A 25,725-nucleotide genomic window follows, 5' to 3' on the forward strand; every position below is an offset into this window, starting at 1 on the left:
CCCTCAGCGGCGAACCCGCAGTGAGAAAAGGACCGCTATCAGGGTGATCGACGCGAAAGTCAGGGCGGTGCCGGGGTATCCACCGAGGCCCAGGCCGAGCCCGCCGAGCGCGGCGCCGAGGAAGGTGCCGAGGCTCATCCCGGCGGCGTTGATGCTCAGCGCCGAACCGCGGAGGTCGCCACTGCGGCGGACGAGCAGTGTGGTGACGCAAGCGGCGACCGTGGCGTGGCTGGCGCCCATCAGCGCGGTGAGCAGCAGGGTCAGTGGAAGGGTCGGTGAGAAGTAGAACCCCGACACGGTGGTGAGCGCGACTGCGAGGCCGATCAGGAGCATCTTCTCCGGGCCGATCCACGGGCGCTCGAGCGCGATGTAGCGGCCGGCCAACAGGTTGCCGACGAAGAACGAGGCCCCGCTGAGCGACCAGACCAGCGCGAACCAGCCCGGCGCGAGCTCGAACTTCTCGTCGTAGAACGCGGCCAGGTAGGCGAGGTAACCCATGAACGCGGCGGTCCGCAGCATGGCGACCACCAGCAGCGGGAGGGCACCGGGGATGCGGGCTAGCTCGCGGTACGTCGCCAGATAGCTCATCCGTCCGCCCCCGTCCGCCCGCAGCGGTGCCTTCCGTCCGCGGCCGCGGACGAAGAAGGCCGTCGAGAGTGCGAGCGAGACTGCCGACGCGGCGAGCAGGTTGCCGCGCCAGCCCCAGAGCAGCCCGGGTACGGCGAGGACGGGGGCGGCCAGCATCGCCATCGCCGACGTGGTCGCGGAGACCAGCGTCGCCGCCCGCCCGGCGGCGGCCGGGGTCGCGAAGCGGTCGGCCGCCGCGGCACCGATCGACGGCGCGAGGATCGAGGTCGAGGCGCCAATCAGCAGGCAGAACGCGGCCAGCGCGAACACGTTGCCCACGGCACCCAACGCGGCCGAGATGCCCAGCAGGGCCAGCCCACCGGCGGCAACCAGCTCGCGGGCGATCCGGTCGATCAGCGGTGCCAGCGCGAACCCGACGATCAACGCCGCGAGACCACCGAGCCCCCGCAGCCCGCCGATCTCCGCCACCTTCCCGCCGGCCGCGCCTGCGATCGGCACCAGGTACATCCCGAACACGGTGAACGGGATCAGGCTCACCGCTGAGGCCAGGAGGAACGGCCACAACCGCCGAGCCATCCGCCAGTCCCCCGGCACCTCCGCGACCGCGCTGCGCGCGGCCGCGGAGGTGGAGCTGGTGGAGCCGGCGCCCTGCGTGGTTGCGGAGTTCGCGCCTGGACGCGGCTGGGTGGCCGGGTGCGACGGGACGGCCGGGGTCGGGCCTGGGTGGAGGTCGGGGGGTGAGTTGTGGGTGCTGCTCATGGGGCCGTCCTGTAGCGGTAGAGGCTGCTCGGGCGGGAGCTGAACTGGGAGAAGGGGAACGGTTCGGCGGAGAGGGCGGTGACGCCGGCGCCGAGGAAGGACCGGATCACGGCGCTTCCGGTCTGAGCATAGACGACCAGTGATTTCGCTTGCTCACGGCAACGATCGAGGAGGACGTCGAACGTCCCGTTGGACAACGTCATTCCGGTGGCGACGACCGCGTCGGCGTCGTCGACAACGGCCGTCATGTCGCGGGAAACCGGCAGTCCGGACGCGGTCTCGCGCAGATTGAAGTCACACGGCAGGCAGACCCCACCTCGCGCGGTGATCGCGTCGACCAGCGGGTTCACCACCCCGATCAGCGCCACCTTGGTGCCCTCAGCAACATCCAGCAGCCCGGCGACGGCGGCGTCCCGGGCCCGTGCGCGGACGTCCGGCGTACCGGCAGGAAGCACGATCTCCTCGGCCACCGGCGACGCATGGTGCGGCTCGAGGGCGGCGAGATAGGCGTCCAGCGCCGCGATCCGCACCGGCAAGGCCGCGTCCGACCGCAGTACGTCGTCCAGCGTGAGCCCGGACGTGTCCGCGCAGTACGACGGGTCGAGCTCACCCGCCTCGAAGGAGCAGGCACCGAACACCTCGCCGACCCGGAGCAGGACGTAGTAGTTCCGGTAGGTCACGTCCACACCGGGCAGGCGGGTGGTGTGGTGGAGCCAGAAGGCCGACGTGACGGACAGCTCGGCCGGGGGTACGCCGAGGGAACCGTCGAGGACGGAGGAGGTGAGGTCGGCCACGGAAGCGGTCATGGCAGATCGGCCAGCCTTTCGGGGTCGTAGGTCAGGGCGGACAACTCTGGACGACCCGCGGGCTGGAAGCAGTACAGCAGGGAGCGGCGGTCGGACGGGGTCCGGTTCGGCGCCGAGCGGTGCACCATCAGCCCGGGGAACATGAGGACCGACCCGGCCGGCGCCTCGACCACCACTGCGCGGGACGCGTCGACGGCGAGCGGATCCACCAGCAGGCCGGTCGGGTCCCGCGGGTCCCGGCGGACCGGGCCCTCCGCGGGACTCCCCGGAATCACCGTCATCGCGCCGTTCGCGACGGTGTTGTCGTCGAGCATCACGATCGCGGTCGCGATGTCGTACGCCGCCTCACCGGCGCAGCAGTACCAGTACGGGAAGTCCTGGTGCCAGGCGAACTCCGAACCGACCCCGGCCCGCTTGAAGTTGAGCTTGGCCACGAACCGCCCGGCCGGCGCGCCGATCAGCGAGCCCATCGGCCCGGTCAGCCGCGGCTCGTCCCACAACTCCTCCAGCGCCGGATGCAACTGCGACACCGGCGACAGGCTGCGGACCGCCTTGCCGGTCAGGCCGGGCTCCCAGTGGATTGTTGTCCCGCGCACCTTCTCCAGCCGGTGCCCGTCCGGCCAGACCGTGACGTCGGTCTCGCCGGACTCGGCGGCGGACACGACCTCCGCGTGCACCTGCTCGACCACGCCGCGCAACCGGTCGACCTCGGTTGCCGTGAACAACTCCGGAAGCACCACATACCCCGTCATCTCACCCACATTAATGCGACGGGGTCGCAGTTGGTAACTCGTCGGCGCGGACCAGCGCCGACTCCCGCCGGTCCCAGGACATCGCCGACCACGGCACGGCGAGCTCGTCCAGCGAGCCGATCTCCCGCGGCCGCATCGACGCCATCGGCCGCGCCTCGGCATGCCGGGCGAACGCCGACTCGACGTACCGCGTGCCGGTGTCGGCGGCGAGGAAGACGTGCTTGCGGCTGCTGTCGCAGTTGTGCTCCCACAGCGCCGACAGGTACGCCGCCCCCGCGGACAACCCGGCGAAGACCCCGGAGGTCCGGAGCAGGTCGACCGCCGCGGACATCGCGTACTCGAACGAGACCCAGTGCATCCGGTCGTACAACTCGTGCCGCACGTTCCGGAACTCGATCGAGCTGCCGATCCCGGCGATGATCATCTCCGGGTCCTGGGTGTGGCCGGCGCCGAACGTGATGCTGCCGAACGGCTGCACGCCGACCAGGTTCACGTCCCGCCCGCGGTTGCGCAGGTACTCCGCGATCGCGCCGGTCGACGCCCCGGTGCCGACCCCGCCGACAAGGCACAGCGGCCCGGTCGGCACGAGATCGTCCACCATGTCCGCGACCGCGCCGTACCCGAGGTAGTGGATGTCGTCGTGGTACTGCCGCATCCAGTGGTACGTCGGGTTGTCGCGCAGGATCTCGCCGATCCGCCGAACCCGGAGGTTCTGGTCCAGTTGCAGGTTGTTCGAGGACGGCACCTGCTCGACGGTCGCGCCGAGGATCTCCAACTGGATCTTCAGCGTCCGGTCGACCGTGGTCGAGCCGACGATATGGCACCTCATCCCGTACCGGTGGCAGGCCAGCGCGAGCGCGTGCGCGTAGATCCCGCTCGAGCTGTCGATCAGCGTGTCGCCGGGGTGGACGACCCCGGTCTCCAGCAGATGGCGTACGGCGCCGAGCGCGGAGTACACCTTCATCGTCTCGAACCGCAGGCAGATCAGGTCGTCACCGGATTCGACCGCGACCCGGATCGGGTCCGGGTCCTTGATCGCCTCCGCCAGGTGGTCGTGCAGTCGCGTCATCGGCGCGGTTCGCTCCTCGTGTCGGGGGTGAGCACGGGCGGAGAGTGGGGGGATCGCCGGCCGATCCGGGCGGCCGCCACCAGCCGCCGGGTGAGCTCGTCCCGCGGTCCGGACATGACGGTCGCAGGCGGGCCCTGCTCGATCACCCGGCCGGCGTCGATCACCAGCACGTGGTCGGCCACGGCCGCGACCAGACCGAGGTCGTGGCCGATCCAGACCAGCGCGGTGCCGCGGTCCTTGAGCTCGGCGAGCAGTTGGACGACGAGCGTCGTACCGCGGTCGTCGAGAGCGGTGGTGATCTCGTCGCAGATCAGTACGTCGGGCTGCGCGAGCAGCGCCCGGGCGAGGGCGGCTCGTTGCAGCTCGCCACCGGACAGCCTGCTCGGCGGGCGGGCCGCGGTGATCGCCGAGACGCCGAGCCGGGCCAGTGTGGCGACCGCTTCGGCGTTGGCGTCGATTGTCGACAATCCTCGCAGGCGCTGGGCCGTCCGGGCGACCTGTTCGTCGACGCGGCGGCGTTCGTCGAAGGAGCCCCGGACTTCCTGCCAGACGTACTGGACCCGCCGGTTCTGCTCCGGCGACCGCTTGCGCAGGACGGGCAGGGCCTCGCCGTCGAGGAGGATCCGGCCGGTGAAGCGCTCGTGCAGACCGGCCAGACAGCGGGCGAGCGTGGTCTTGCCGCTGCCGGAGCGGCCGACGACACCGACGCACTGCCCCGGCCGGACGGCGAGATCGACGTCCCGCAGGATCGGGTCACGACCGCGAGGCCGGAGCGACGCGGACAGCTTCATTGCCTGAAGCAACGGCTTGGCCGGTGGCGGTGTGCCTGCGGACGGCAGCTCGAGTGTCGCCGGCAGGATATCGGCTCCACCGGTCTCGATCACCTGACCGGCGGAGAGGACGACGACGTGCTCGGCGAGCGCGCGGACGAGGTCGAGGTCGTGGCTGAGCAGCAGGATCCCCAGCCCGCTGCGAGCCAGGTCCTCGAGTTCGGTGACGAGTTGCAGGCGGGTGATCGAGTCCAGACCGGTGCTGGGTTCGTCGAGTACCAGCACCTTGGGTCGGCAGGTCAGCGCCTGCGCCATCGCGATCCGCTGACGCTGTCCGCCGGAGAACTGGTGCGGGAACCGCCGCAGGGTCACCCGATCGCCTGGCAACTGCGCCGCCCTGAGCGCCTCCTGAACGACCGGCTCACCCGGGTGGTGCAGCTTCTCCAACTCTCGGAGCGTGGCTCCGATCCGGCGGGCGGGGTTGAGCGCACTGCCGGGATGTTGCGGCATGTAGGCGACGACGCGTCCGCGCAGACTCGGCGCCGCAGCCGTAGGCCCATTGCCGTCGACAACTACCTGGCCGTCGACCTCGACGTCGCCGGCGAGTTGTACGCCGTTGCCGTGCTCACCGAGCAGCGCGAGCGCGGAGGTGGTCTTGCCCGACCCCGAGGCGCCGACCAGCGCGGTCACCTGGCCCGGCCAGACCTCGAAGGAGACGTTGTCGACGAGAATCGACGACCCGGCAGTCGCGGCCAGCCCACGCACTCGCACGACGGGCGCTCCCGCCGCGCGAGCAGCTCCGGAGGTGTCGGCGGCGCTCATCGGGTGGCCTCGACCAGGCGGCGGGAGCGGTGGACCAGGCGGTCGGCCAGCAGGTTGAATCCCAGCGTGAACGACACCAGCATCAGTGCCGGCGCGACCACCGCCCACGGCTGGAGTAGGAGGCCCTCGCGGTTGCGGGAGACGCTCACTGCCCAATCGGGGGCGGTCGGGCTCAGGCCGAGGCCGAGGAAGTTCACCGACGCGACCAGGAAGACGGCCAAGGTGATCCGGGTGCCGATATCGGCGGCGACCGGGCCGAGGACGGCGCGGCCGACGTACCCGAGGTGGATGCCGAACCAGCTCTCCCGCTGCATCCGAAGAGCCTCGACCACGGGTCCGCTGGCCGCGTCGAGCGCCGCCGCGCGGACCAGGCGGGCGACGGTCGGAACGTTGACCATGGCAACCGCAAGCGTGATCGCCACCGCCGACGCCTGCCGACTGACGGCCACCACGCTGATCACCAGCAGGGACGGCAGCGGCAGCAGGACGTCCAGCGGCCGGATCAACGCCTCGTCCAGCCAGCGGTGCCGGGTCGAGGCCGCGATCAGGCCGATCAGCCCGCCGACGAGATAGGCGATGAGCACCGCACCGAGGGCCATCCCGAGTGCCGTCCGGCCGCCGGTCAGCAGGAGTTGCAGCACATCTCGGCCCAGACCATCGGTTCCCAGCGCACCCTGTGAGTCGTAGGGCATCCCGGGCCGCGAGTCCAACGGCACCAGCGGCCCGAGGACGGCGACGACGAGCGGCACGAGAACCAGCGCCGCGGACACCGCGAGCGGCAAGCGCGCCATCACACCGGATCGGCTGCGGCGTCTCATCGGAGGAGCTCCGTGCGCGGGACGAGGCGGTTGCAGACCAGGTCGGCGCCGAGATTGATCACCAGTGCGGCGACCGCGAGTACGAGCGTCAGCCCCTGCACCACCGGGACGTCTCGCGTCTCGACGCCGTCCACCAGCGCGGTCGCGATGCCCGGGATGGCGAAGATCGCCTCCACGACGAGGACTCCACCCAGCAAGGTGTCCCCGGTCCGCGCCAGCTCCTGCACCCCCGGTACGGCGGCGTTCGGCAGCACGTGCCGCAGCAGCAACCGCCGCCGCGGCACCCCGAGCCGTCGAGCCTGTACGACGTACTCCGCCTGGAGTGCCGTGATCGTGCCGGCCCGGACCTGGCGGGAGAGCAGGCAGACCGTCCGCCCGAACAGTACGGCGACCGGCAGCACCAGCAGCACCGGGTTGGCGAGCAGATCACCACCGATCCACGTCGCCGGCAGCCAGCCCAACTGGAGGGAGAACACCGTCACCAGAACCACCGCGATCACGAAGTCCGGGATCGCGCTCAGCGCCAGCGTGACGGAGGTGATCGCCCGGTCCAGCCGGCCGTTCTCCCGGGTGCCCATCACGATGCCCAGGGCAACGGCCAGCGGAACTACGACCACGAGCGTAGCCAGGGTGAGCACCAGGGTCGCGCCGACCGAGTTCTTCACGATGTCGACCACCGGTCCGCCGCTGATCAGCGACGTACCGAGGTCGCCGGTCAGGACGTTGCCGAACCACTGCGTGAACCGTTCGACCGCGGGCTGGTCGAGGCCGAGCTCGACGCGCAGTCGTTCGATTTGCTCGGGAGTCAGCGTCTCGGTGAACCGCAGCTCGGCCGCGTCCCCGGGCAGCAGTGCCGTCAGCACGAAGACGAGCACGGACAGGACGGCGAGCTGGACGACGGCGAGCGCGGCGCGCTGCGCGGCGTACGACCGCATTCAGGCCAGCCACACCTTGTCGAACCGGCCCTGGTCCAAGGTGTTCGGCGGCGCCGCCTGCACGCCCTGCACCTTCGCCGACACCGCGACCAGGTAGTCGGGCAGTCCCCAGGCGAGGATGCCGCCGTCGTCCCGGATCGTCGTCTGCAGCTCGCCGTACTTCGCCGACCGCGCCTGCTCGTCGGTCAGCACCTGCGCGGCCGCAAACGCGGCGTCGAACTCCGGCCGGCGCCACGCGGTGGCGTTGAACGCCGACTTCGACAGCAGCCGGTCGCTGATGTACTGCGGGATCGTCATCGCACCGGACCGGTGGTTGCCGATCACACCCTTGGTGAGCAGGTCCTTGTGGTACGTCTGCGGACTGCCGGTGGTGACCTTGAGTTTCACGCCCGCCTCGGCGACCTGCTCGGCGAACAGCGTCGCCGACTCCACGAACCCGGCCGCGGCGTCGGCGGTGAAGATTTCGATCTCCTTGTTCACCAGGCCGGCCTTCTTCAGCAGCGCCTTCGCCTCCTCGACGTTGCGCTCACGCTGCGGCAGGCCGTCGGGGTAGTACTGGTAACCCTTGCCGAAGAGGTCGTTGCCGACGGCACCACGGCCGGCGAGCACCACGTCGACCAGCCGCTGCCGGTCGGCGAGCAGCTTGAACGCCATCCGGACGTCCGGGTTGTCGAACGGCGGGCGGTCGCACTTCATCGCGAACGCCTGCATCGTGCTGCCCTTCGCCGCGACGATCCGGACCGTCTTGCCGGCTTCGGCCGTCCGGGCGAAGGTTGCGGTCATGTCGTTGGCGTACTCGGCCTGTCCACTCTGTACGGCGTTCGCCCGGGCCTCGACGTCGGCCGACAGGAGGTGCAGTTCGTCGATCCGGGCCGGGCCGTCCCAGTAGTCGTCGAACCGCTTCGCCACCATCGAACGGCCGGCCTCGAAGGAGACGAACCGGAACGCGCCGGTGCCGACCGGCGTGGTCGGGTCCGTGAACCCCTTGCGGACGATCTGCGTGCCGATCCCGGCCAGCACGGCCGGGAACTCGGCGTTCGGCACCGACAGCGTGAGCTCGACGGTGCGCGGGTCGACGGCCCGGCTGCGGCGCAGGTCGACGACCGCCAACTGTGCCTGGGCCACCCGCTCCGGGACCTTCGGATCGGCGGCCCGGGCCAAGCTGTAGAGCACGTCCTCGCTGGTCAGCTTGGCGCCGTCGTGGAAGGTCGCGTCCCGGAGGGTGAACCGCCAGGTGACCGCCTGCGCGTCACTCTCCCACTTCTCCGCCAGCCGCGGCACCGGCTTCAGATCCGGGCCGAGCTCGACCAGCTTCTCGTACATCGCCTTGTGCCGGGCGATGTCGACGAACAGGCTCTGGAGGTGCGGGTCCAGGACCTCTTTCGCTCCGCCGCCGGCGTACACGGCCCGCAGCCGCCCGCCCTGGGTGGGCTGGGCGGCTGCCTGGCCGTCACCGCCGCATCCGGTCAGGGCGGCCAGTCCGAGTCCACCGGCCAACCCCAGGAAGCCTCGCCTGTTCAGAGCGTCGGACATGCGCGTTTCCTTCACGGTAGAGGTCCCGACGGCACCAGCCGCCGTCGGTGAGGATCCTGCCGTTACTGAAAATCGTTGTCAAATTCAGCGCGCATCCGAAGACGACGGACTCATTCTTTCCGCCTGACCCGGGCCACGGCGCTCCGTGACGGCGTGTCACCGCCACCTACCTCCGGGTACCGGGAGTGACGCCCGTGGATCAGGCGGCGGTGCGGACGGTCGCGAGGGCGTTGCTCCAGCTGACGACCTGGTCGAGCATCGCGTGCAGGGCCGGCTCCTGGTGATCGCCGGGGGTGAATTTGCTGTAGTTCTTGAAGTCCGTCGCCAGCGAGAGCGTGACCTGGTTGCGGACGTCGGCCACCTTCAGCTCACCCATCACCAGCCGCAGGTGCTCGACCGCGCGGGCCCCGCCGACGGCGCCGTAGCTGACGAAGCCGGCCGCCTTGTCGTTCCACTCCTTGAACAGGAAGTCGATCGCGTTCTTCAGCGCGCCGGAGGTGGAGTGGTTGTACTCCGGGGTGACGAAGACGAACCCGTCGAAGCTGTCGATCGTCCGCGCCCAGGCCAGCGTGTGCGGCTGGGTGTACTGACCCATCGACGGCGGGATCGCCTCGTCCAGGTGCGGCAACCGGTAGTCGGCGATGTCGATCAGCTCGAACTCGGCGTCACCGCGCTGCTTGGCGAGGTCCAGCACCCAGCGGGCGACGGCTTCGCCGTTTCGGCCGGGGCGGGTGCTACCGAGGATGATCGCGATCTTGGGCATGACAGTTCCTTCGGAAGTGAGGGGAGCCAGCAGGCTGTTTGGTGATACATCACCAAAATAGCGATCTGAGGTGACATGTCAACTCAAGGGTGGTTACGGGCGCCCCGCGCTTACTCGTCGCAGTCCGCGGGCGCGCACGGGTCCGCGGGGATGTTCGCGACGATGCGGTCGAACACGGCGGTCAACTGGTCCTGCTCCGCGCGGCTCAGGTGGTCGAAGAAGTACGTCCGGACGGCGTCGACGTGGTCCGGCGCGGCCGCCTCGATGGCGTTGCGGCCCAGGTCGGTCAGCCGGACCATCGAGCCCCGGGCGTCGGACACGCACTCCTCACGGCAGACCAGCCCGCGCTTCTCCATCCGGCTGACCTGGTGCGACAACCGGCTGCGCTCCCAGCCGACCGATGCGCCGAGGTCGCGGGTCCGCAGTACGCCGTCCTCGGCGACGGACAGGGGGTGCAGCAGGGCGTAGTCCGCGCCGGACAGGCCGGAGTTGCCGATCAGCCGGCTCTCCAGCGCGCGCATCAACTCACGGTGGGCGTCACGGTACGACTGCCACAGCCGCGCCTCGCGCGCGTCCAGCCACCGTGCTTCCGTCACCCGGCCATCATACGGACTTCTGTTGACATATCACCGAGCTCACGGCGTCCGCGACAGGGCGACGGCCAGTCCGACCGTCCCGGCCATGATCAGCAACTCGACCACCGCCAGGCGCCGGAACGCCCCAGGACGACCGGCCGCCAACTCCCGCACCGTCGTTCTGCGATGCCACCAGCCGACCGTGACGAGGACCGCGAACGCGACCGTCTTGGCGAAGACCAGGGCACCGTACCCGCTGGTCACCCACTGCGTGATCAGCCCCCAACCGTCCTCCCGGCTGCCGAGGTGGATCTCCCCCGTCAGCAACCCGGTGACCGCCATCGCGATCGCGCAGACCAGCGCCAGCTTGCTGAACCGCTCGACCGCGTGCCGGTCCCGGGCATAGCGCAGTACGCCGCCGAGACCGCCGATCCACGCGGTCGCCGCGAAGACGTGCACGACCAGAGAACTGGTCGCCAGGACCGACCAGAATCCGGTGCGTTCGATCGCGCCGTGTCCGGTCAGCAACGGGCCGGTCAGCGCGGCCGCGGTCAGCACCAACGCGACCCGGGCGCCCCGGACTGTCCGGCAACCGCTGAGCACCACCGCCAGGATCGCCGTGAGTACGACGGCGACCGCGAGCGCCCGCACCTGGGCGAGCTCCCCGGCCGCGGACGCGTGGTCGGCGAGATGGGCCAACGGCATGCCGAGGATCACCGCCGCGGACGTGATCAGCCCGCCGATGCTCGCCACCGCCCAGACCCCGGCCGCCACCGCGCCGTCCTGGCAGGCCCGCAACGCGCGAGCACCGAGCGTCCCATCGGTTGCCGATAGCAACAGTACGGCGGCCAGCAGCGCGCCTCCGGTCGCGATCGCGGCCGCGTCGGCGACGAAGCGCAGTACCGGAACCGCCCAGGAGGCAGGCATTCCGGCGCTGACGAAGCCCTCCGGTGGACGCTGCGGCGCGCCGTCGGCAGCGACCAGAGCAACCGTCATCACCACGATGCCGACGGCAAGCAGCGCGGCTGCGAGCACCCACGCCGAGCGCCGGCCGTCGACCTGCCGGGCGCTCACCGAGCCGGTCGGGCCAGTGGTCATTCCGTCGCGGGACGGCGACGGACGATCACCACGGCCAGGGCGACGACGACCAGCATGATGAGGCCCATGGCGACGATGGTCACCGTGTTCGAGTTGCCCTGGGCGCCGGTCGGCCCGGTCCCGGCCGGCTGGTCCGGCGGGTGACCGTCATGGGTCACGGTGAACGCCGCGGTGACCATGATCGGGTGGCCGTCGGCCGACACCACCCGGGCGTCGACCTGGTACCGGCCGGCCTCGACCATCGCACCGACCCGCTGGGTCACCTCCTTGTCGTCCACCTGGACGTCACCGGTGGCGACGTTCTTCCCGCTGGGTGACTTCACCTCGACCCGGGTGCCATTGGCGCCGATCGGTTCGCTGAAGGTCAGCACGACTCTGGTCGGGGGCGCGGCCATCGACGCACCGTCGGCCGGCGTCATCGACTCGAGCTTGGCGTGCGCCGCCGCCGGCCCGATGGAGACCACCAGGCCGAGCAGTGAGACCGTCAGGACGGCGATCAACCGGCGCACGGTACCTAGTGTGCCTCCAGGGACCGCGGATGGCGCTCTGTTTCCCGCCGGCATGCCAGTCCCCTCGATCACGTCACGCTGCGGACGAACCCGACGACGGCGTCGCGGAAGGCCTCGGGTTCCTCGAGGTGCGCGAAGTGCCCACTTTCGGCGAAGACATTCAGCTCGGCGCCGGGAATTCCGCCGGCCAGCTCGCGGGCCGAGTTCTCCGGGCAGATGAAGTCGGCCACGCCGACCAGCACCAGGGCCGGTACGCCGATCTCGCCGAGCCGGCCGCGGACGTCCCAGCGCGTGTCCTTCCGGTTCGGGTCGACGGTGATGTCGATCGTCTTCCCCCACTCGGTCAGCCGGCCCTCGATCGCCTCGAAGTCCTTGAAGTACGCGGGCAACAGCCGCCGCATCACGTCCAGCTGCTCCTCGCGGCCGGCCGGCTGGTCCTGCCAGGCCTGCAGGACCTGGGCGGACACCGGGTCGCCGGGCGGCCGGCGGGCGACGTACGCCTGGAGGTTGCGGTACGCCTGCTCCCCGAGCTCGGGTCCGTTGAACGCCATTCCGTCGTACACGACGATCCCGGCCAGCCGGTCCGGGTGGTCCAGCGCGGTCTGGACGGCGACGAACCCGCCGTGCGAGTGGCCGAGCAGGACGACCTTCGACTCGCCGAGGTGCCGGACCAGCCGGTCGACGAAGGAGGCGTACCGCTCCACCGAGTAGTCGCCGTCCGGGAGGAGGCCGGAATTCCCGGTGCCGGGCGGCTCGACGTACACCATCGTCAAGTGCTCCTCGAGCTCCGGGAGCCGGAGGTAGGGCCAGTGGATGCCGGGTCCGCCGGGGTGGACCAGGCACACCGGGCCGGAGCCGTGGACGTGGTAGCTGAGCCGGACGCCGTCGACCATGAGTTCGTGCACGTCCGAAGTCTGCCAGGTGACTCCTGACATGATGACCCGATGGACGTAGCGGTGCTGGAGATCGGGGGCAGCCACGTGACGGCGGCGGTGGTGTCGTCAGGCACCTGGGCCGTGGACGTGGTGGAGCGGGCGGACCTGGAGTCGCGGAAGGCGGCCGAGGTCGTGCTCGACCAGTTGGCGGCCGCGGCCCGGAAGTTGCCGTTGGCAAACGGGTTGGCGGTGGCGCTGCCCGGTCCGTTCGACTTCGCGACCGGCGTCGCGTGGTACCGCGGACAGGGCAAGTTCGACCACCTCTACGGCTACAACGTCGGCGAGCGGCTGCGCGACCTGCTCGACCTCGAGCAGATCCTGTTCATGAACGACGCCGAGGCGTTCGCGGTCGGCGAGTGGACGGCCGGGAAGGTCCGCGGGGTGGACCGCTGCGTCGGCGTCACCATCGGCACCGGCATCGGTACGGCGTTCCTCGCCGACGGCCGCGTGGTGCGCGAGGGCGAAACCGTGCCGCCGGGCGGTGAGCTCTACAAGACGTCGTACGACGGGAAGCCGTTGGAGGACTGGATCTCCGCGCGGGCGATCCTGCGGGCGTACTTCGACCGGACCGGGACGGAGGAGCCGGAGATCGGGGTCAAGGAGATCGCGGACCGGGCCCGGGAAGGCGCCGACGACGCGCGGGACGTGCTGCTGGACGCGTTCGGCGTACTGGCGGCGGCGCTGACACCGTGGCTGGAGCGGTTCGGGGTGACGAAGGTGGTGCTGGGCGGGTCGATCTCGGGGGCGTTCGACATCGTGCGGGAGGTGTTCGACTTCGAGGTCGCGGCGACCGAGGACACCGAGCACTCGGCCCTGATCGGCGCCGCCGCGCACTACGTCCGGACGCGCTGAACTGTCGGCAGGCCTGGTTACGGTCAGCTGTATGAAGATCGCCGTACCCCGGCTGCGCGCCCAGCTCGATCCCGCCTCGCCCACGCCGGACGACCTCGACGACGAGGCGCGGCTGCTCGAGCTCGCGCTGACGGACGTCGACCTGACCGACCTCGAAGCCGAGCACGTGGAGCTCAGCGGCTGCCGGCTGACCCGCTGCAAGCTGGCCGGTTCGGATCTGGACAAGCTGATCCTGGTCGACTCGGAGCTGGACCGGTGCGACCTCGCGAACGCCCGCTGGGCCGACGCCGCCCTCACCCGGGTCGCCGTCGCCTCGTCCCGGTTGACCGGGTTCGCCGGGCCGGGCGCGAGCTTCCAGCACGTCACCGTCCGCGACACCGTGCTGGACTTCGCGTCGTTCCGGTTCGCGAGGTTCGTCAAGGTCGAGTTCAGCGACTGCCGGCTGCAGAGCGCGGACTTCGTCTCCGCCGACCTGACCGGGGCGGTCTTCCGCCGCTGCGACTTCACCGGGGCGGAGTTCTCCCAGGTCAAGGCGCGGGGCGCGGTGTTCGTCGACTGCACCTGGGACGCCGCCCGCGGCCTCACCGCCCTGGCCGGCGCGACCGTGGCCGCGGCCTCCCCGATCGACACCCTGACCTTCACCTCGGCAGTCACCGCCGCGACCGGCATCACGCTCGCGCACCCGGACGATCTTGACGGAGCGTGAGTCTGCCCACGTGGCGGCCGGGCGGGCCGGGGCGCCCATTAGGGTGGGCCTGTGACTGACTCGACGATCATCTACACCCACACCGACGAGGCTCCGGCGCTCGCCACGTACTCGTTCCTCCCTGTCATCCAGGCGTACGCCGGTCAGGCCGGTGTCGGCGTGGAGACCCGGGACATCTCACTCGCGGGCCGGATCATCGCCGGGTTCGCGGAGTACCTGAAGGACGACCAGCGGATCGCCGACGCGCTGACCGAGCTCGGTGAGCTGGCCAAGACGCCGCAGGCGAACATCATCAAGCTGCCGAACATCTCCGCCTCGATCCCGCAGCTGAAGGCCGCGATCGCCGAGCTGCAGGCCCAGGGCTACGCGCTGCCGGAGTACCCGGACGAGCCGGCGACCGACGAGGAGCGCGACATCCGCGCCCGGTACGACAAGGTCAAGGGTTCCGCGGTGAACCCGGTGCTGCGCGAGGGCAACTCCGACCGCCGCGCGCCCGCCTCGGTGAAGAACTACGCCAAGGCGCACCCGCACCGGATGGGTTCGTGGACCGCCGAGTCGAAGACCAACGTCGCGACCATGGACGCCGACGACTTCCGCTCGACCGAGAAGTCCACCGTGATCGAGTCCGACGGCACGCTGCGGATCGAGCTCGTCGGCGACGACGGCACCACCACCGTGCTGCGCGACTCCGTGCCGGTGCTCGCCGGTGAGGTCGTCGACGCCTCCGTCATGCACGTGGCCGCGCTGCGCGAGTTCCTGACCGCGCAGGTCGCCCGGGCGAAGGCCGAGGGCGTGCTGTTCTCGCTCCACCTGAAGGCCACCATGATGAAGGTCTCCGACCCGATCGTGTTCGGCCACGCGGTCCGCGCGTTCTTCCCGAAGACGTTCGCGCAGTACGGCGACGTCCTCGCCGAGGCCAGCCTGACCCCGAACGACGGGCTCGGCGGCATCCTCAGCGGGATCGCCTCGCTGCCGCAGGGTGCCGAGATCAAGGCCTCGTTCGACGCGGAGCTGGCCGACGGCCCGGCGCTGGCGATGGTCGCCTCGGACAAGGGCATCACCAACCTGCACGTCCCGTCGGACGTGATCGTCGACGCGTCGATGCCGGCGATGATCCGCACGTCGGGCCACATGTGGGGCCCGGACGGCGAGGAGCACGACACCCTCGCGGTCCTGCCGGACCACAGCTACGCCGGGATCTACCAGGTCGTCCTGGACGACTGCCGGGCGAACGGCGCCTTCGACCCGGCCACGATGGGCTCGGTGCCGAACGTCGGCCTGATGGCGCAGAAGGCCGAGGAGTACGGCAGCCACGACAAGACCTTCGAGGTGCAGACGACCGGGACCGTCCGGCTGGTCGACGAGGCCGGGAACGCCGTCCTCGAGCAGACCGTGTCGGCCGGCGACATCTTCCGCGCCTGCCAGACCAAGGACGCCCCGATCCAGGACTGGGTCAAGCTGGCCGTCAACCGGGCCCGGGCGACCGGCGACCCGGCGGTGTTCTGGCTGGACGAGACCCGCGCGCACGACGCCAACCTGATCGGCAAGGTCCAGGAGTACCTGTTCCAGCACGACACCGAGGGCCTGGACATCCGCATCCTGGCGCCGGTGGAGGCGATCGCGTTCTCGCTGGAGCGAATCCGCCGCGGCGAGAACACCATCTCGGTGACCGGCAACGTGCTGCGGGACTACCTGACCGACCTGTTCCCGATCCTCGAGCTCGGCACCAGCGCGAAGATGCTGTCGATCGTCCCGCTGATGGCCGGCGGCGGGCTGTTCGAGACCGGCGCCGGCGGTTCGGCGCCCAAGCACGTGCAGCAGCTGGTCAAGGAGAACTACCTGCGCTGGGACAGCCTGGGCGAGTTCTTCGCGCTGGCCGCGAGCTTCGAGCACCTGGCCCAGGCGACCGGCAACGCCCGCGCGCAGATCCTCGCCGACACCCTGGACCGGGCGACCGCGACGTTCCTCGAGGAGGACAAGTCGCCGACCCGCCGCGTCGGTGGGATCGACAACCGCGGCAGCCACTTCTACCTGTCGCTGTACTGGGCGCAGGAGCTGGCGAAGCAGACCGACGACGCCGAGCTGGCCAAGGCGTTCGCCCAGCTCGCCGAGACCCTGGCGACCAACGAGCAGACGATCGTCGACGAGCTGCTCGCCGTCCAGGGCAACCCGGTCGACCTCGGCGGCTACTACCAGCCCGACCCCGCCAAGGCCGCCGCCGTGATGCGCCCCTCCAAAACCTGGAACGACGCCCTCGCGTCGCTCTGACTCGCTGCAGTTCGACAGGAGGTGTCCGGCCGGCGGCGCGATCGCACGCGTACGCCCGGCCGGATGCAGCCGTAGCAGGCGTATATGTCCTGTCGATCTGCACCGATCGGTCAGCGGGCCAGGTACTTGCGGACGTCGTCGGCGACCTGGGCCCGGTTGGCCATGCCGTACTTGCGCAGGATCGCGCTGAGGTGCGTCTTGACCGTGTTCAGGCTGATGCCGAGCTCGGCTGACAACTGGTCGTTGTCCAGGCCGTCGACGAGGCGGACCGCGACCCCCTGCTGAGCCTTGGTCAGGCTGGCGAACCGGCGCTCCGGGCCCTCGTCGGTCTCCATCAGCATCTCGATCAGCTCGGACTGGATGTGCTCGGTGGCGTCGATGATCCGGGTCAGATGTCCCCGGACGGCCGCGGTCACCTCGGCCTCGCCCATCGCCTCGACCGCGATCTCCCGGATCGACCCGACCCGGTGGGCGAGGTACTCCATCACGTGGTCCGACGTCAGCGTGTTCGGTGCCACGTCCCCGGCCGGCAACCGCCGCAGCGCGTCCCGGTCCTCGCCTTCCCGGGTCAGCACCCGCTCCACCACGCCGGACAACCACTCGAACGCCCGGACCGCGTTGTCGTCGTAGCTGTCCGGCTGGTAGCTCTGCATCGACAGCATCCCGAAGACCTGCGGCCCGCCGTCCTTCGCCGGCCGGAAGATCGGCACCGTGACCGCGTCCTCCGACCGCCGCCCGACGTTCCCGATCGGTACGCCGGCATGCAGCGCGGCACCGCCGTCGTAGGCGAACCGGTACGTCTGCCGGTGGTTCAGCAGCCAGGCGGTCTGCCCGTTCGGCCCGAAGATGTGCGTGTCCGGGGCGACGTACTGCCCGTCGTCGTACCCGTAGGGGTAGCGGACCCGGCTGCTGCCCTGCAGGAAGCCGACGAAGAAGGTGTCGACGCGGGCGATCTTGCCGGCCACCACCCGGACGTAGTCGTACAGGCCGTAGTGGTCGGCCCGGAACAACGCCTCGATCTTGTGGTACGCCTCGCGCAGGATGATCGCGGTCTCGGCATCAACCCGCAGCGGGGCGGCTGCTTGGTCTCCCTGCACGACACCGGCTCCCTGCTGCTGTATCGATCACCCGACTATGCCGCCGTACGACGACCGTTGCCAAGGGCTAATCGGTGAGTCTGGACCAGGACGGTTCGTCGATCCACAGGGACTCGCGGTCGACGTACGGGCGGAGCAGCGCACTCACTTCGGTGTCGTCGGCACCTTTCAACTGGTCGGAGGCGATCTTGCGGGCGACGCCGGCGAGGAAGTCGGCCACCTGCACTCGCTGGTCCGTGAACGAGTCGACCTGTTCGAGCCCGGCGAAGCCGGGGGCCGATCGCCGGAGGGTGAACACGCGCTCGGGCGAGAGCGTGGTCTGCCGGTCATGGGCGATCGCGACCGGCCGCCCGTCGCTCCCCCAGTGCTCGACCGCGCGCACGATCGCCGGGATCAACGGGTCGAGCGGTGAGACGACCGGCTGCTCGTCGCGGAACGTGGTCCGGAGGAAGTCGTTCGCCGCGACCAGGAACGCTTCGCCGTCCGCGGTACGCCGGGCAGCGTCGTACAGGAACCTGGTCCGCGAGGGACTCGCACCGAGGTAGGTGACGAGCCCGGAGGCCAGGAAGTAGGTCTTGTCGACCAGGAACACCTGCGCGTTGCCGAGCAGCGGACCGTCCGGACCGAGCAACCACAGCAAGACCGAACGGTGTTTCGACCGGAGCAGGTGGTTCGCCTTGTACATGGTCGCCGGCGACCGGATCCGCAGCCGCAACTCGGTGATGCAGTCGGCCGCGGTCTGCTCGTCGATCCGCACGCTCGCGTGCGCGAACACGTCGGTCACCCCGCCGACCAGCTTCTCGCCCTCGTACCCGGACTCGTCGCAGCTGATCTCGAGAGCCGCGGGCAGGGACTCCGTCCTCGCCGCGTCCGTCACGCCCCGACTCTCTCACCGGAGCGGGTCGGACGCACACGATTACTGTCCGCGAACAGCAGTTGCGGGTGGTGGTTCCGAGTTCCCGAGTCGCCCTCCCAAGCCTCGGCCGAACTCTCCGCCACCACCCGCAACCACGGTTCGGAACGCCTGGCTGTGAGCCCCCGCATCGCTCGATCCCACGCCCCCTGCGAGATCGGCGACCCCCCGACGGTGTCCTCGGCGTTCTTTCCTCCACCCCGTTGACTACACAGTGCCACCTTCCCCGGCGACCTGCCTATCGCCCGGGGCATGAGATTGTTGGGCGTTCAACCTCACCCCGGGAATGAGACGCTCCGTAGTCGTTTACGCAACTGTCCCGGAGCGTTAATCACCAACTGGTGTCGAGCGGCTTGCCTTCGGTGTAGCCGGCCGCGGTCTGCAGACCGACGACAGCGCGCTCGTGGAACTCCGCGAGGTTGGCTGCCCCGACGTACGTGCAGGAGCTGCGGATCCCGGACACGATCGAGTCGAGCACGTCCTCCACACTCGGCCGCTCCGGGTCGAGGTACATCCGCGCGGTCGAGATGCCCTCGCCGAAGAAGCTCTTCCGGGCGCGCTGGAACGGCGTGTCGTCGGCCGTCCGCGACCGGACCGCCCGCGCCGACGCCATCCCGAAGCTCTCCTTGTAGATCCGGCCGTCGCTGTCGCGGTGCGGATCGCCGGGCGACTCGTACGTCCCGGCGAACCACGAGCCGATCATCACGCTCGACGCCCCGGCCGCCAAGGCGAGCGCGACGTCGCGCGGATGCCGTACGCCGCCGTCCGCCCAGACGTGCTTGCCGAGCTGCCGGGCCCGCTCCGCGCACTCCAGGACGGCGGAGAACTGCGGCCGGCCCACGGCGGTCTGCATCCGCGTCGTACACATGGCCCCCGGGCCGACGCCGACCTTCACGATGTCGGCCCCGGCGGCGACCAGGTCGCTGACGCCCTCGGCGGTGACCACGTTCCCGGCCACGACGGGCACCGTCGGGCCGAGACTGCGGACCTGTCCGAGCACCTCGATCATCCGCTCCTGGTGACCGTGCGCGGTGTCGATCACGAGGACGTCGATGCCGACGTCGAGCAACGCCTTCGCCTTCTGCTCGGCATCGCCGTTGATCCCGATCGCGGCGGCCACCCGGAGCTTCCCGTTCGCGTCGACGGCCGGCTCGTACAGGGTCGCCCGGAGCGCCCGCTGGCGGGTGAGGATGCCGACGATCGTGCCGTCGCCGTCCACGACCGGGGCCAGGCGATGCCGGCCGCCGTGCAGCAGGTCGAACGCGCGCTCGGCGTCCATCCCGGCCGGCAGCGTCAGCAACTCCCGGGACATGACCGCGTCCAACTGGGTGAACCGGTCGGCGCCGGCACAGTCGGCCTCGGTGACCACGCCGACCGGACGGCCGTCGTCGACCACGATGACGGCGTTGTGGCCGCGCTTGGGCAGCAGGTTCAACGCCTCGCCGACGGTCCCGGTCGGCGGCAGTACCAGCGCGGTGTCGTGCACGGTGTGCCGTTGCTTGATCCAGGCAACCACCTCGGCGACCACGTCGACCGGGATGTCCTGCGGGATCACCGCCAGCCCGCCACAGCGTGCGATCGTCTCCGCCATCCGCCGCCCGGACACGGCGGTCATGTTCGCCGCGACGATCGGGATCGACGTACCGCTGCCGTCACTGGTCGACAGATCCACATCCAACCGCGACGCGACCCCGGACCGATTCGGCACCAGGAACACGTCACTGAACGTCAGGTCCCCAGCAGGCTCACGATCATGATGGAAGCGCACGGCAATCTCCTCCAGAACAGGGCGGGGACCCCGCCAGCCTGACACGCCCCACCGGCGGGAACAAGCAGACCTGTCTCGCGGTCAGGTGAGGAACTTCATGATCTCGGCGGTGAATGCGGGCGCGAGCATCGTGCCGCCGTGGCCCTTGCCCGGCACCCGCACCGCCTGCGCATCCGGCAGTGCCGCCAGCATCTCGGCGACGTACGTCGGTGGGCAGTTGACGTCGCGCTCACCGGCGATCAGGAGCGTCGGCGCGTGGATCGAGGGCAGCCGGTCGGCGAGATCGGCGTCGAGAACGGCGCGCAAGGCAACGACCGCGTCGTGCGGATCCCACGAGCGTCCGGCGCCCGCCGGGCCTGCAAGCCAGGCCAGCGCGCCGACCACGGTCCTGCCCAACGGGTTCTCCACCGCACCGCGGGCGAGCGCCGCTACCGCCGCCCGTGGTCGTCCGGCCTCCGCTGCGCGCACGAAGTTCGCGCACGTGGCCTGCTCCGCCGGAGTCAGCCGATGCGCGAGTCCGCCGACGACCAGACGCCGTACCAGTTGAGGACGGTCCGCCGCCAACGCCAGCGAGACCAGGGCACCGTGCGAATAGCCCAGTACGTCGACGGGCTCGGTGAACCTCTCCTGGATCGCGGCGGCCGCATCACCAGCGAGGTCGGCCACAGTTGCACCCGCGGCGAGTCCTTCCTTCCGGTTGATCCAGTAGACCCGGAAGTGCCGAGCGAGACCGGCGACGGCGCGCAGCGACGCCTTCTGCTGCCAGCCCTCGAGTGGCTTGTTGTGGATGCCGAACGGCGGCAGATATACCAGCGGCGGACCGTCGCCGACCGCCATGTACCAGGTGCCCGCGAGCCGACCACTTTCAGTCATGACGGCCGAGTCTTCCAGACGACCGCGGACCGGCTCCCCCGCGGTGGTGCTGAGAGAGCCGGTCTGCGTGCCGTGCCGGTGGTGCGGTCAGCGGAGGTCGAAGCGGTCGAGCTCCATGACCTTGGTCCAGGCGGCGGCGAAGTCCTGGACGAACTTCTCCTTGGCGTCGTCGCTCGCGTAGACCTCGGCGACCGCGCGCAGTTCGGAGTTCGAGCCGAAGACCAGGTCGGCGCGGGTCCCGGTCCACTTGACCACACCGGACGCGTCGCGGGCCTCGAACGTCGTCGCCTCGTCGTCGGTCGCGGTCCACTCGACGCCCAGGTCGAGCAGGTTGGCGAAGAAGTCGTTCGTCAACGAGCCTGGGGCGTCGGTGAAGACGCCGAGCTGGGAACCGTCGTAATTCGCTCCGAGGACCCGCAGACCGCCGACCAGGACGGTCATCTCCGGCGCGCTCAGGTTGAGCAGGTTCGCCTTGTCCACCAGCAGGTACTCGGCCGGCAGCCGGTTGCCCTTGCCGTAGTAGTTGCGGAACCCGTCCGCGACCGGCTCGAGCGCGGCGAACGAGTCGACGTCGGTCTGCTCCAGGGTCGCGTCCACCCGGCCGGGCGTGAAGCCGACCTGGACGTCGTACCCGGCGTTCCGGGCAGCCACCTCGACTCCCGTCGTACCCGCGAGCACGATCAGGTCGGCCAGTGAGACCTGCCGGCCACCGGCCGCGTTGAATGACTTCTGGATGTCCTCGAGGGTCCGCAGTACGACGGCCAGCTCGGCCGGGTTGTTGACCTCCCAGTCGTTCTGCGGCTCGAAGCGGATCCGCGCACCGTTCGCGCCGCCGCGCTTGTCGCTGTTGCGGTACGACGACGCGGCCGCCCACGCGGTCGAGACGAGCTGCGCGACCGACAATCCGGACGCGGCGATCTGCGCCTTCAGCGCGTCGATGTCGGCGGCGTCGATCACCTCGCCCTCGCGGGCCGGCAGCGGGTCCTGCCAGATCAGCGTCTCGCTCGGGACCTCCGGGCCGAGGTAGCGCACGACCGGGCCCATGTCGCGGTGGGTCAGCTTGTACCAGGCCCGGGCGAACGCGTCCGCGAACTCGTCCGGGTTCTCCAGGAAGCGGCGTGAGATCTGCTCGTAGATCGGGTCGAAGCGCAGCGACAGGTCCGTGGTCAGCATCGTCGGCTTCTGCTTCTTCGCCGGGTTGTACGCGTCCGGGACGATCTCCCCGGCGTCCTTCGCCACCCACTGGTGCGCGCCGGCCGGGCTCTTCGTCAGCTCCCACTCGTACCCGAAGAGGATCTCGAAGAAGTCGTTGGTCCACTGCGTCGGCTTCGTCGTCCAGGTGACCTCGAGGCCGCTGGTGATCGCGTCCTTGCCCTTGCCGGTGCCGTACGTGCTCTTCCAGCCCAGGCCCTGCGCCTCGATCGGCGCACCCTCCGGCTCCACGCCGACGTGGTCGGCCGGGCCGGCACCGTGGGTCTTGCCGAACGTGTGCCCGCCGGCGATCAGCGCGACCGTCTCCTCGTCGTTCATCGCCATCCGGCCGAACGTCTCGCGGATGTCGCGGGCCGCGGCGACCGGGTCCGGGTTGCCGTTCGGGCCCTCCGGGTTCACGTAGATCAGGCCCATCTGGACCGCGCCCAGTGGGCTCTCCAGGTCGCGGTCACCGGTGTACCGCTCGTCGCCCAGCCAGGTCGTCTCCGGACCCCAGTAGACGTCCTCGTCCGGCTCCCACACGTCCGCGCGACCACCGGCGTACCCGAAGGTCTTGAAGCCCATCGTCTCCAGTGCGACGTTGCCGGTCAGGATCATCAGGTCGGCCCAGGAAATCTTCTGGCCGTACTTCTTCTTCACCGGCCACAGCAGCCGCCGGGCCTTGTCCAGGTTCCCGTTGTCCGGCCAGCTGTTCAGCGGCGCGAACCGCTGCTGGCCCGCGCCCGCCCCGCCGCGGCCGTCGCTGATCCGGTACGTGCCCGCGCTGTGCCAGGCCATCCGGATCATCAGCGGGCCGTAGTTGCCGAAGTCGGCCGGCCACCAGTCCTGCGACGTGGTCAGCACCTCGGCGATGTCCCGCTTCACCGCCGCCAGATCGAGGGTCGCGAACTCGGCGGCGTAGTCGAAGTCCTCACCGAGCGGGTTCGCGACCGCCGGGTTCTTCGCCAGGATTTTCAGGTTCAGCCGCTCCGGCCACCAGCCCCGGTTGCCGCCACCCTGCGTCGGGTGCGGCGCCCGGGTCCCGTGCGCGACCGGGCACTGCCCCTGGCTCTCCGTGCTCGCTTCCGCCGGCAGCGGCGGGTGGTTCTCAGACATTCGATCCCTTCCACACTGGACGTTCCAGGAAGTCATGAACAGCGTTCGGCGAGCACCCCGGCACATAGTTGCCCAAAGCCCCGATCCCCACCATCGCCCGCATCCTCCCACCCTTTTCTGGAACCAGTCAAGATTACCTTCCAGAACACCCTTCGCTCGACGTAACGATCTGGCCTTCCGTTCCCGCCCTCTGGACGGCCCAGCTACCGACTGTCACTCTCACCATGAACACCGAACCGTGGGGGGACGGTGGGAAACAGGGGGATGAGATGTCGAACGACAAGGTGCAATGGCCAGGCAAGGCGGTCAACGCCGACGGCGACGACCTGAGCGGTCCGGTGCAGCAGTTCCTCCGCGATCTGCGGCTGCTGGAGAAGAAGACCGACGTCGCCAACATTTTCGGTACACCCGCGAGTCTGCAGGTGATCACCGCCGGCGCCACGAGTCTGGGCAAGGTCTGGCCGTCGATCGTCGCGGCCATCGGCGGCGGCAGCGCGATTCTGACTGGATTGATGGGGTTCGGCGTCGGTCCGGACGACGCCAACGTCGTGCAGCGTGCAGCCTTCACGGTGTCGGCCTCGTTGCTGGCGTCATCTGTCGCCATCGCCATCGCCATCATGGTGCGAGCCGACGTCAACGCCCGCTCGACCGCCTCCGCCGCCCAGTTCGAAGCCAGGGCGGCGGTGACAACCGCGATCCTCTCGAGCTCACAGTTCGGCCGACCCGTCGCGGCAACGCCTGCACCTCAACCGGACTACATGCTCAGGACCGACAACGACGAGTGGCTCCCCGTCCTCGGCTTCAGGTTGCTCGACGGTGGCGTCGTTGCCGACGTCGGACGAAGCGCCCCCGTCCTAGCCACCAACTTCGCCGCCATCATCCCGACGAACAGCTGGCACACGTCCCTGAATGGTTCCGGAGGGAGCTGACACCAACAGGATTCCCGATCACCCGAACCGGCTGCGCATCCCGAGCGCAGCCCCCGGAGTGCGCGCAGCAAGCCGCGCGCACGCGACGGAGGAGCGGGCGTAGCGGCGGCGAGACAGTGACCACGAGCCGCGGCAACCACAGATCTCCTGATGAAGCGGCGGCAGCCGCGTGAGAGGGGGCGGGTGGGAGCGCCCGGCGAGCACGCGACGGAGGAGCGCGCGTAGCGGGCGCGTGGGAAAACTAAAGGCCGGTCCAGTGGACCGGCCTTGTACTTGGGTGGAGCTGAGGGGATTCGAACCCCTGGCCTCTTCGTTGCGAACGAAGCGCGCTACCAACTGCGCCACAGCCCCGAGCTGATCGCCTGGTTTCCCTGGCGACCGCGAAACTCTAACACGCTCATGGTCGCGGACCGAAACCGAGGTTGTCGAGCGGGTTTCAGTCGCCGACCGCGCGCTTGATCTCCGGCTCCTCGGCCGCGGCCGGGGGTGGGGACTCGATGACGAGCGGGGTCTCCGCGGGGTCCGTCGTACGGGCGCTGGAGAAGACCTCGTCGTCGGACAGCGAGATCGTCCGGACGGTGCGGTCCGGGGCCTTCTCCTTCAGGACGTACGTCGGCAGCGTGACCGGCACCGGGTCCCACAGGCCCTCGGAGGCGGCGGGCTCGGCCGGGACCGGAGGAGCCGCGGGGAGCTTGACCTCGATGGTCGGCTCCTGGTCCGGGGACGGAGCGGGCGCGGGCTTGCCGGCCGGGCCGCGGTCGTGGCGGGCCTTGGCGCGAGCCCGGCGCTCGGCGGCGAGCCGGGCACGCTCGCGCGCCTGGCGCCGCAGCTGCACCCGCGTCAGGACGACGAACGCGACGATCAGCGACCCCGGGATCGCGACCGTCCACCACAGCAGGATCTCGAGGCCGGCCAGCGCGGTCACCGACAACAGCGAAAGGGTCAGGAGCGACAGGACCCGCCGGCGGCGCATGGCGGCCACCCGGCGGGCGCGGTTGGGGACGTACCGCCTCGACGGCGGCGGCAGATCCTCGTCCGCCACTCCAGGCGCAGGGGGTACGACGGCCGACGGCAGACCGGCCGGGCGGACGACGTACCGCGACCGCGACTGTGGATCGCCCTGCCGGGCGAGCACGCGCGCCTCGGACGAGGCCACCGGCGGGCGCCGGGCCTCCTCGTTCCGCTTGAGCATCATCGGGACGAGGTAGGCGGCCCACGCGGCGACGATCGCCACATAGATCAGCCCTGTCGTCCCCATGCGACGACGCTAAGACCCAGCG

The 25,725-nt window shown here is 70.3% G+C and carries 23 protein-coding genes and 1 tRNA gene; 4 read left to right on the forward strand and 20 right to left on the reverse strand.

Going from position 1 to position 25,725, the window contains the following annotated elements; all coding sequences use genetic code 11:
• Nucleotides 1–3 precede the first annotated feature (3 nt).
• The 13 genes from ACQPYZ_RS29185 to ACQPYZ_RS29245 form a co-directional block, all read right to left on the reverse strand.
• Nucleotides 4–1,347, reverse strand: coding sequence for an MFS transporter (locus ACQPYZ_RS29185; RefSeq protein ID WP_433161720.1), 1,344 nt, complete (start codon nt 1,345–1,347; stop codon nt 4–6).
• Nucleotides 1,344–2,153: a Rossmann-like domain-containing protein gene (locus ACQPYZ_RS29190; RefSeq protein WP_433161722.1), complete on the reverse strand. Its 810-nt coding sequence runs from the start codon at nt 2,151–2,153 to the stop codon at nt 1,344–1,346. The genes ACQPYZ_RS29185 and ACQPYZ_RS29190 overlap by 4 nt, the downstream gene beginning before the upstream one ends.
• The gene (locus tag ACQPYZ_RS29195; protein WP_433161723.1) at nt 2,150–2,905 is read right to left on the reverse strand and encodes a phytanoyl-CoA dioxygenase family protein; all 756 of its coding nucleotides are present in this window, start codon (nt 2,903–2,905) and stop codon (nt 2,150–2,152) included. The genes ACQPYZ_RS29190 and ACQPYZ_RS29195 overlap by 4 nt, the downstream gene beginning before the upstream one ends.
• Before the next feature lie 10 nt (nt 2,906–2,915).
• A complete protein-coding gene (locus tag ACQPYZ_RS29200) occupies nt 2,916–3,974 on the reverse strand; it encodes a pyridoxal-phosphate dependent enzyme (protein ID WP_433161725.1) in 1,059 nt (352 codons plus the stop codon).
• On the reverse strand, nt 3,971–5,515 hold the full coding sequence (locus ACQPYZ_RS29205; protein ID WP_433161727.1) for an ABC transporter ATP-binding protein: 1,545 nt from the start codon (nt 5,513–5,515) through the stop codon (nt 3,971–3,973). Before ACQPYZ_RS29205 ends, ACQPYZ_RS29200 begins: the two co-directional genes overlap by 4 nt.
• A 47-nt stretch (nt 5,516–5,562) precedes the next feature.
• Nucleotides 5,563–6,384, reverse strand: coding sequence for an ABC transporter permease (locus tag ACQPYZ_RS29210; RefSeq protein WP_433161729.1), 822 nt, complete (start codon nt 6,382–6,384; stop codon nt 5,563–5,565).
• Nucleotides 6,381–7,319: an ABC transporter permease gene (locus tag ACQPYZ_RS29215; RefSeq protein WP_433161731.1), complete on the reverse strand. Its 939-nt coding sequence runs from the start codon at nt 7,317–7,319 to the stop codon at nt 6,381–6,383. The genes ACQPYZ_RS29210 and ACQPYZ_RS29215 overlap by 4 nt, the downstream gene beginning before the upstream one ends.
• Nucleotides 7,320–8,852, reverse strand: a complete 1,533-nt coding sequence (locus ACQPYZ_RS29220; RefSeq protein WP_433161733.1) for an ABC transporter substrate-binding protein — start codon at nt 8,850–8,852, stop codon at nt 7,320–7,322. It lies immediately after the preceding gene.
• A 199-nt stretch (nt 8,853–9,051) separates the two neighbouring features.
• Nucleotides 9,052–9,615: an NADPH-dependent FMN reductase gene (locus ACQPYZ_RS29225; RefSeq protein WP_433161736.1), complete on the reverse strand. Its 564-nt coding sequence runs from the start codon at nt 9,613–9,615 to the stop codon at nt 9,052–9,054.
• A gap of 110 nt (nt 9,616–9,725) precedes the next feature.
• Entirely contained in the window at nt 9,726–10,211 is a 486-nt protein-coding gene (locus ACQPYZ_RS29230; RefSeq protein WP_433161738.1) for a MarR family winged helix-turn-helix transcriptional regulator, read from the reverse strand.
• Nucleotides 10,212–10,250: 39 nt separating this feature from the next.
• A complete protein-coding gene (locus tag ACQPYZ_RS29235; RefSeq protein WP_433161740.1) occupies nt 10,251–11,288 on the reverse strand; it encodes a copper resistance D family protein in 1,038 nt (345 codons plus the stop codon).
• A complete protein-coding gene (locus ACQPYZ_RS29240) occupies nt 11,285–11,797 on the reverse strand; it encodes a copper resistance CopC family protein (protein ID WP_433161742.1) in 513 nt (170 codons plus the stop codon). The genes ACQPYZ_RS29235 and ACQPYZ_RS29240 overlap by 4 nt, the downstream gene beginning before the upstream one ends.
• Nucleotides 11,798–11,865: 68 nt before the next feature.
• Nucleotides 11,866–12,702, reverse strand: a complete 837-nt coding sequence (locus ACQPYZ_RS29245) for an alpha/beta fold hydrolase (protein ID WP_433161744.1) — start codon at nt 12,700–12,702, stop codon at nt 11,866–11,868.
• Between the two features lie 39 nt (nt 12,703–12,741).
• On the opposite strand from ACQPYZ_RS29245, the gene ACQPYZ_RS29250 reads away from it, so the two are divergent.
• The 3 genes from ACQPYZ_RS29250 to ACQPYZ_RS29260 are packed head-to-tail and all read left to right on the forward strand — an operon-like array spanning nt 12,742 to nt 16,558.
• The gene (locus ACQPYZ_RS29250; RefSeq protein WP_433161746.1) at nt 12,742–13,584 is read left to right on the forward strand and encodes an ROK family protein; all 843 of its coding nucleotides are present in this window, start codon (nt 12,742–12,744) and stop codon (nt 13,582–13,584) included.
• A gap of 31 nt (nt 13,585–13,615) precedes the next feature.
• Nucleotides 13,616–14,290, forward strand: coding sequence for a pentapeptide repeat-containing protein (locus ACQPYZ_RS29255; protein ID WP_433161749.1), 675 nt, complete (start codon nt 13,616–13,618; stop codon nt 14,288–14,290).
• 51 nt (nt 14,291–14,341) lie between these two features.
• A complete protein-coding gene (locus tag ACQPYZ_RS29260) occupies nt 14,342–16,558 on the forward strand; it encodes an NADP-dependent isocitrate dehydrogenase (RefSeq protein WP_433161750.1) in 2,217 nt (738 codons plus the stop codon).
• 110 nt (nt 16,559–16,668) lie between these two features.
• Here ACQPYZ_RS29260 and ACQPYZ_RS29265 read toward each other — a convergent pair whose 3' ends face one another.
• The 5 genes from ACQPYZ_RS29265 to katG all read right to left on the reverse strand — a co-directional run bounded on the left by ACQPYZ_RS29265 (nt 16,669) and on the right by katG (nt 23,516).
• Entirely contained in the window at nt 16,669–17,655 is a 987-nt protein-coding gene (locus ACQPYZ_RS29265) for a response regulator transcription factor (RefSeq protein WP_433161752.1), read from the reverse strand.
• A 67-nt stretch (nt 17,656–17,722) separates the two neighbouring features.
• A complete protein-coding gene (locus tag ACQPYZ_RS29270) occupies nt 17,723–18,532 on the reverse strand; it encodes a hypothetical protein (RefSeq protein ID WP_433161754.1) in 810 nt (269 codons plus the stop codon).
• Nucleotides 18,533–18,899: 367 nt separating this feature from the next.
• Complete coding sequence (locus ACQPYZ_RS29275; protein WP_433161755.1) at nt 18,900–20,336, reverse strand: GuaB1 family IMP dehydrogenase-related protein; 1,437 nt, start codon at nt 20,334–20,336, stop codon at nt 18,900–18,902.
• An 81-nt stretch (nt 20,337–20,417) separates the two neighbouring features.
• A complete protein-coding gene (locus tag ACQPYZ_RS29280) occupies nt 20,418–21,209 on the reverse strand; it encodes an alpha/beta fold hydrolase (protein ID WP_433161756.1) in 792 nt (263 codons plus the stop codon).
• 87 nt (nt 21,210–21,296) lie between these two features.
• Entirely contained in the window at nt 21,297–23,516 is a 2,220-nt protein-coding gene (gene katG, locus ACQPYZ_RS29285) for a catalase/peroxidase HPI (RefSeq protein WP_433161759.1), read from the reverse strand.
• Between the two features lie 224 nt (nt 23,517–23,740).
• Between katG and ACQPYZ_RS29290 the strand changes: the two genes are divergently transcribed.
• The gene (locus tag ACQPYZ_RS29290) at nt 23,741–24,445 is read left to right on the forward strand and encodes a hypothetical protein (RefSeq protein ID WP_433161760.1); all 705 of its coding nucleotides are present in this window, start codon (nt 23,741–23,743) and stop codon (nt 24,443–24,445) included.
• A 278-nt stretch (nt 24,446–24,723) separates the two neighbouring features.
• On the opposite strand, the gene ACQPYZ_RS29295 is transcribed toward ACQPYZ_RS29290, so the two are convergent.
• Both ACQPYZ_RS29295 and sepX read right to left on the reverse strand, forming a co-directional pair.
• Nucleotides 24,724–24,796: transfer RNA gene (locus tag ACQPYZ_RS29295), tRNA-Ala, on the reverse strand.
• Nucleotides 24,797–24,881: 85 nt separating this feature from the next.
• Nucleotides 24,882–25,703, reverse strand: a complete 822-nt coding sequence (gene sepX, locus ACQPYZ_RS29300; RefSeq protein WP_433161762.1) for a divisome protein SepX/GlpR — start codon at nt 25,701–25,703, stop codon at nt 24,882–24,884.
• Nucleotides 25,704–25,725: the final 22 nt, after the last annotated feature.

The organism is Kribbella sp. CA-247076 (genome assembly GCF_050942445.1).
Classification (GTDB): domain Bacteria; phylum Actinomycetota; class Actinomycetes; order Propionibacteriales; family Kribbellaceae; genus Kribbella.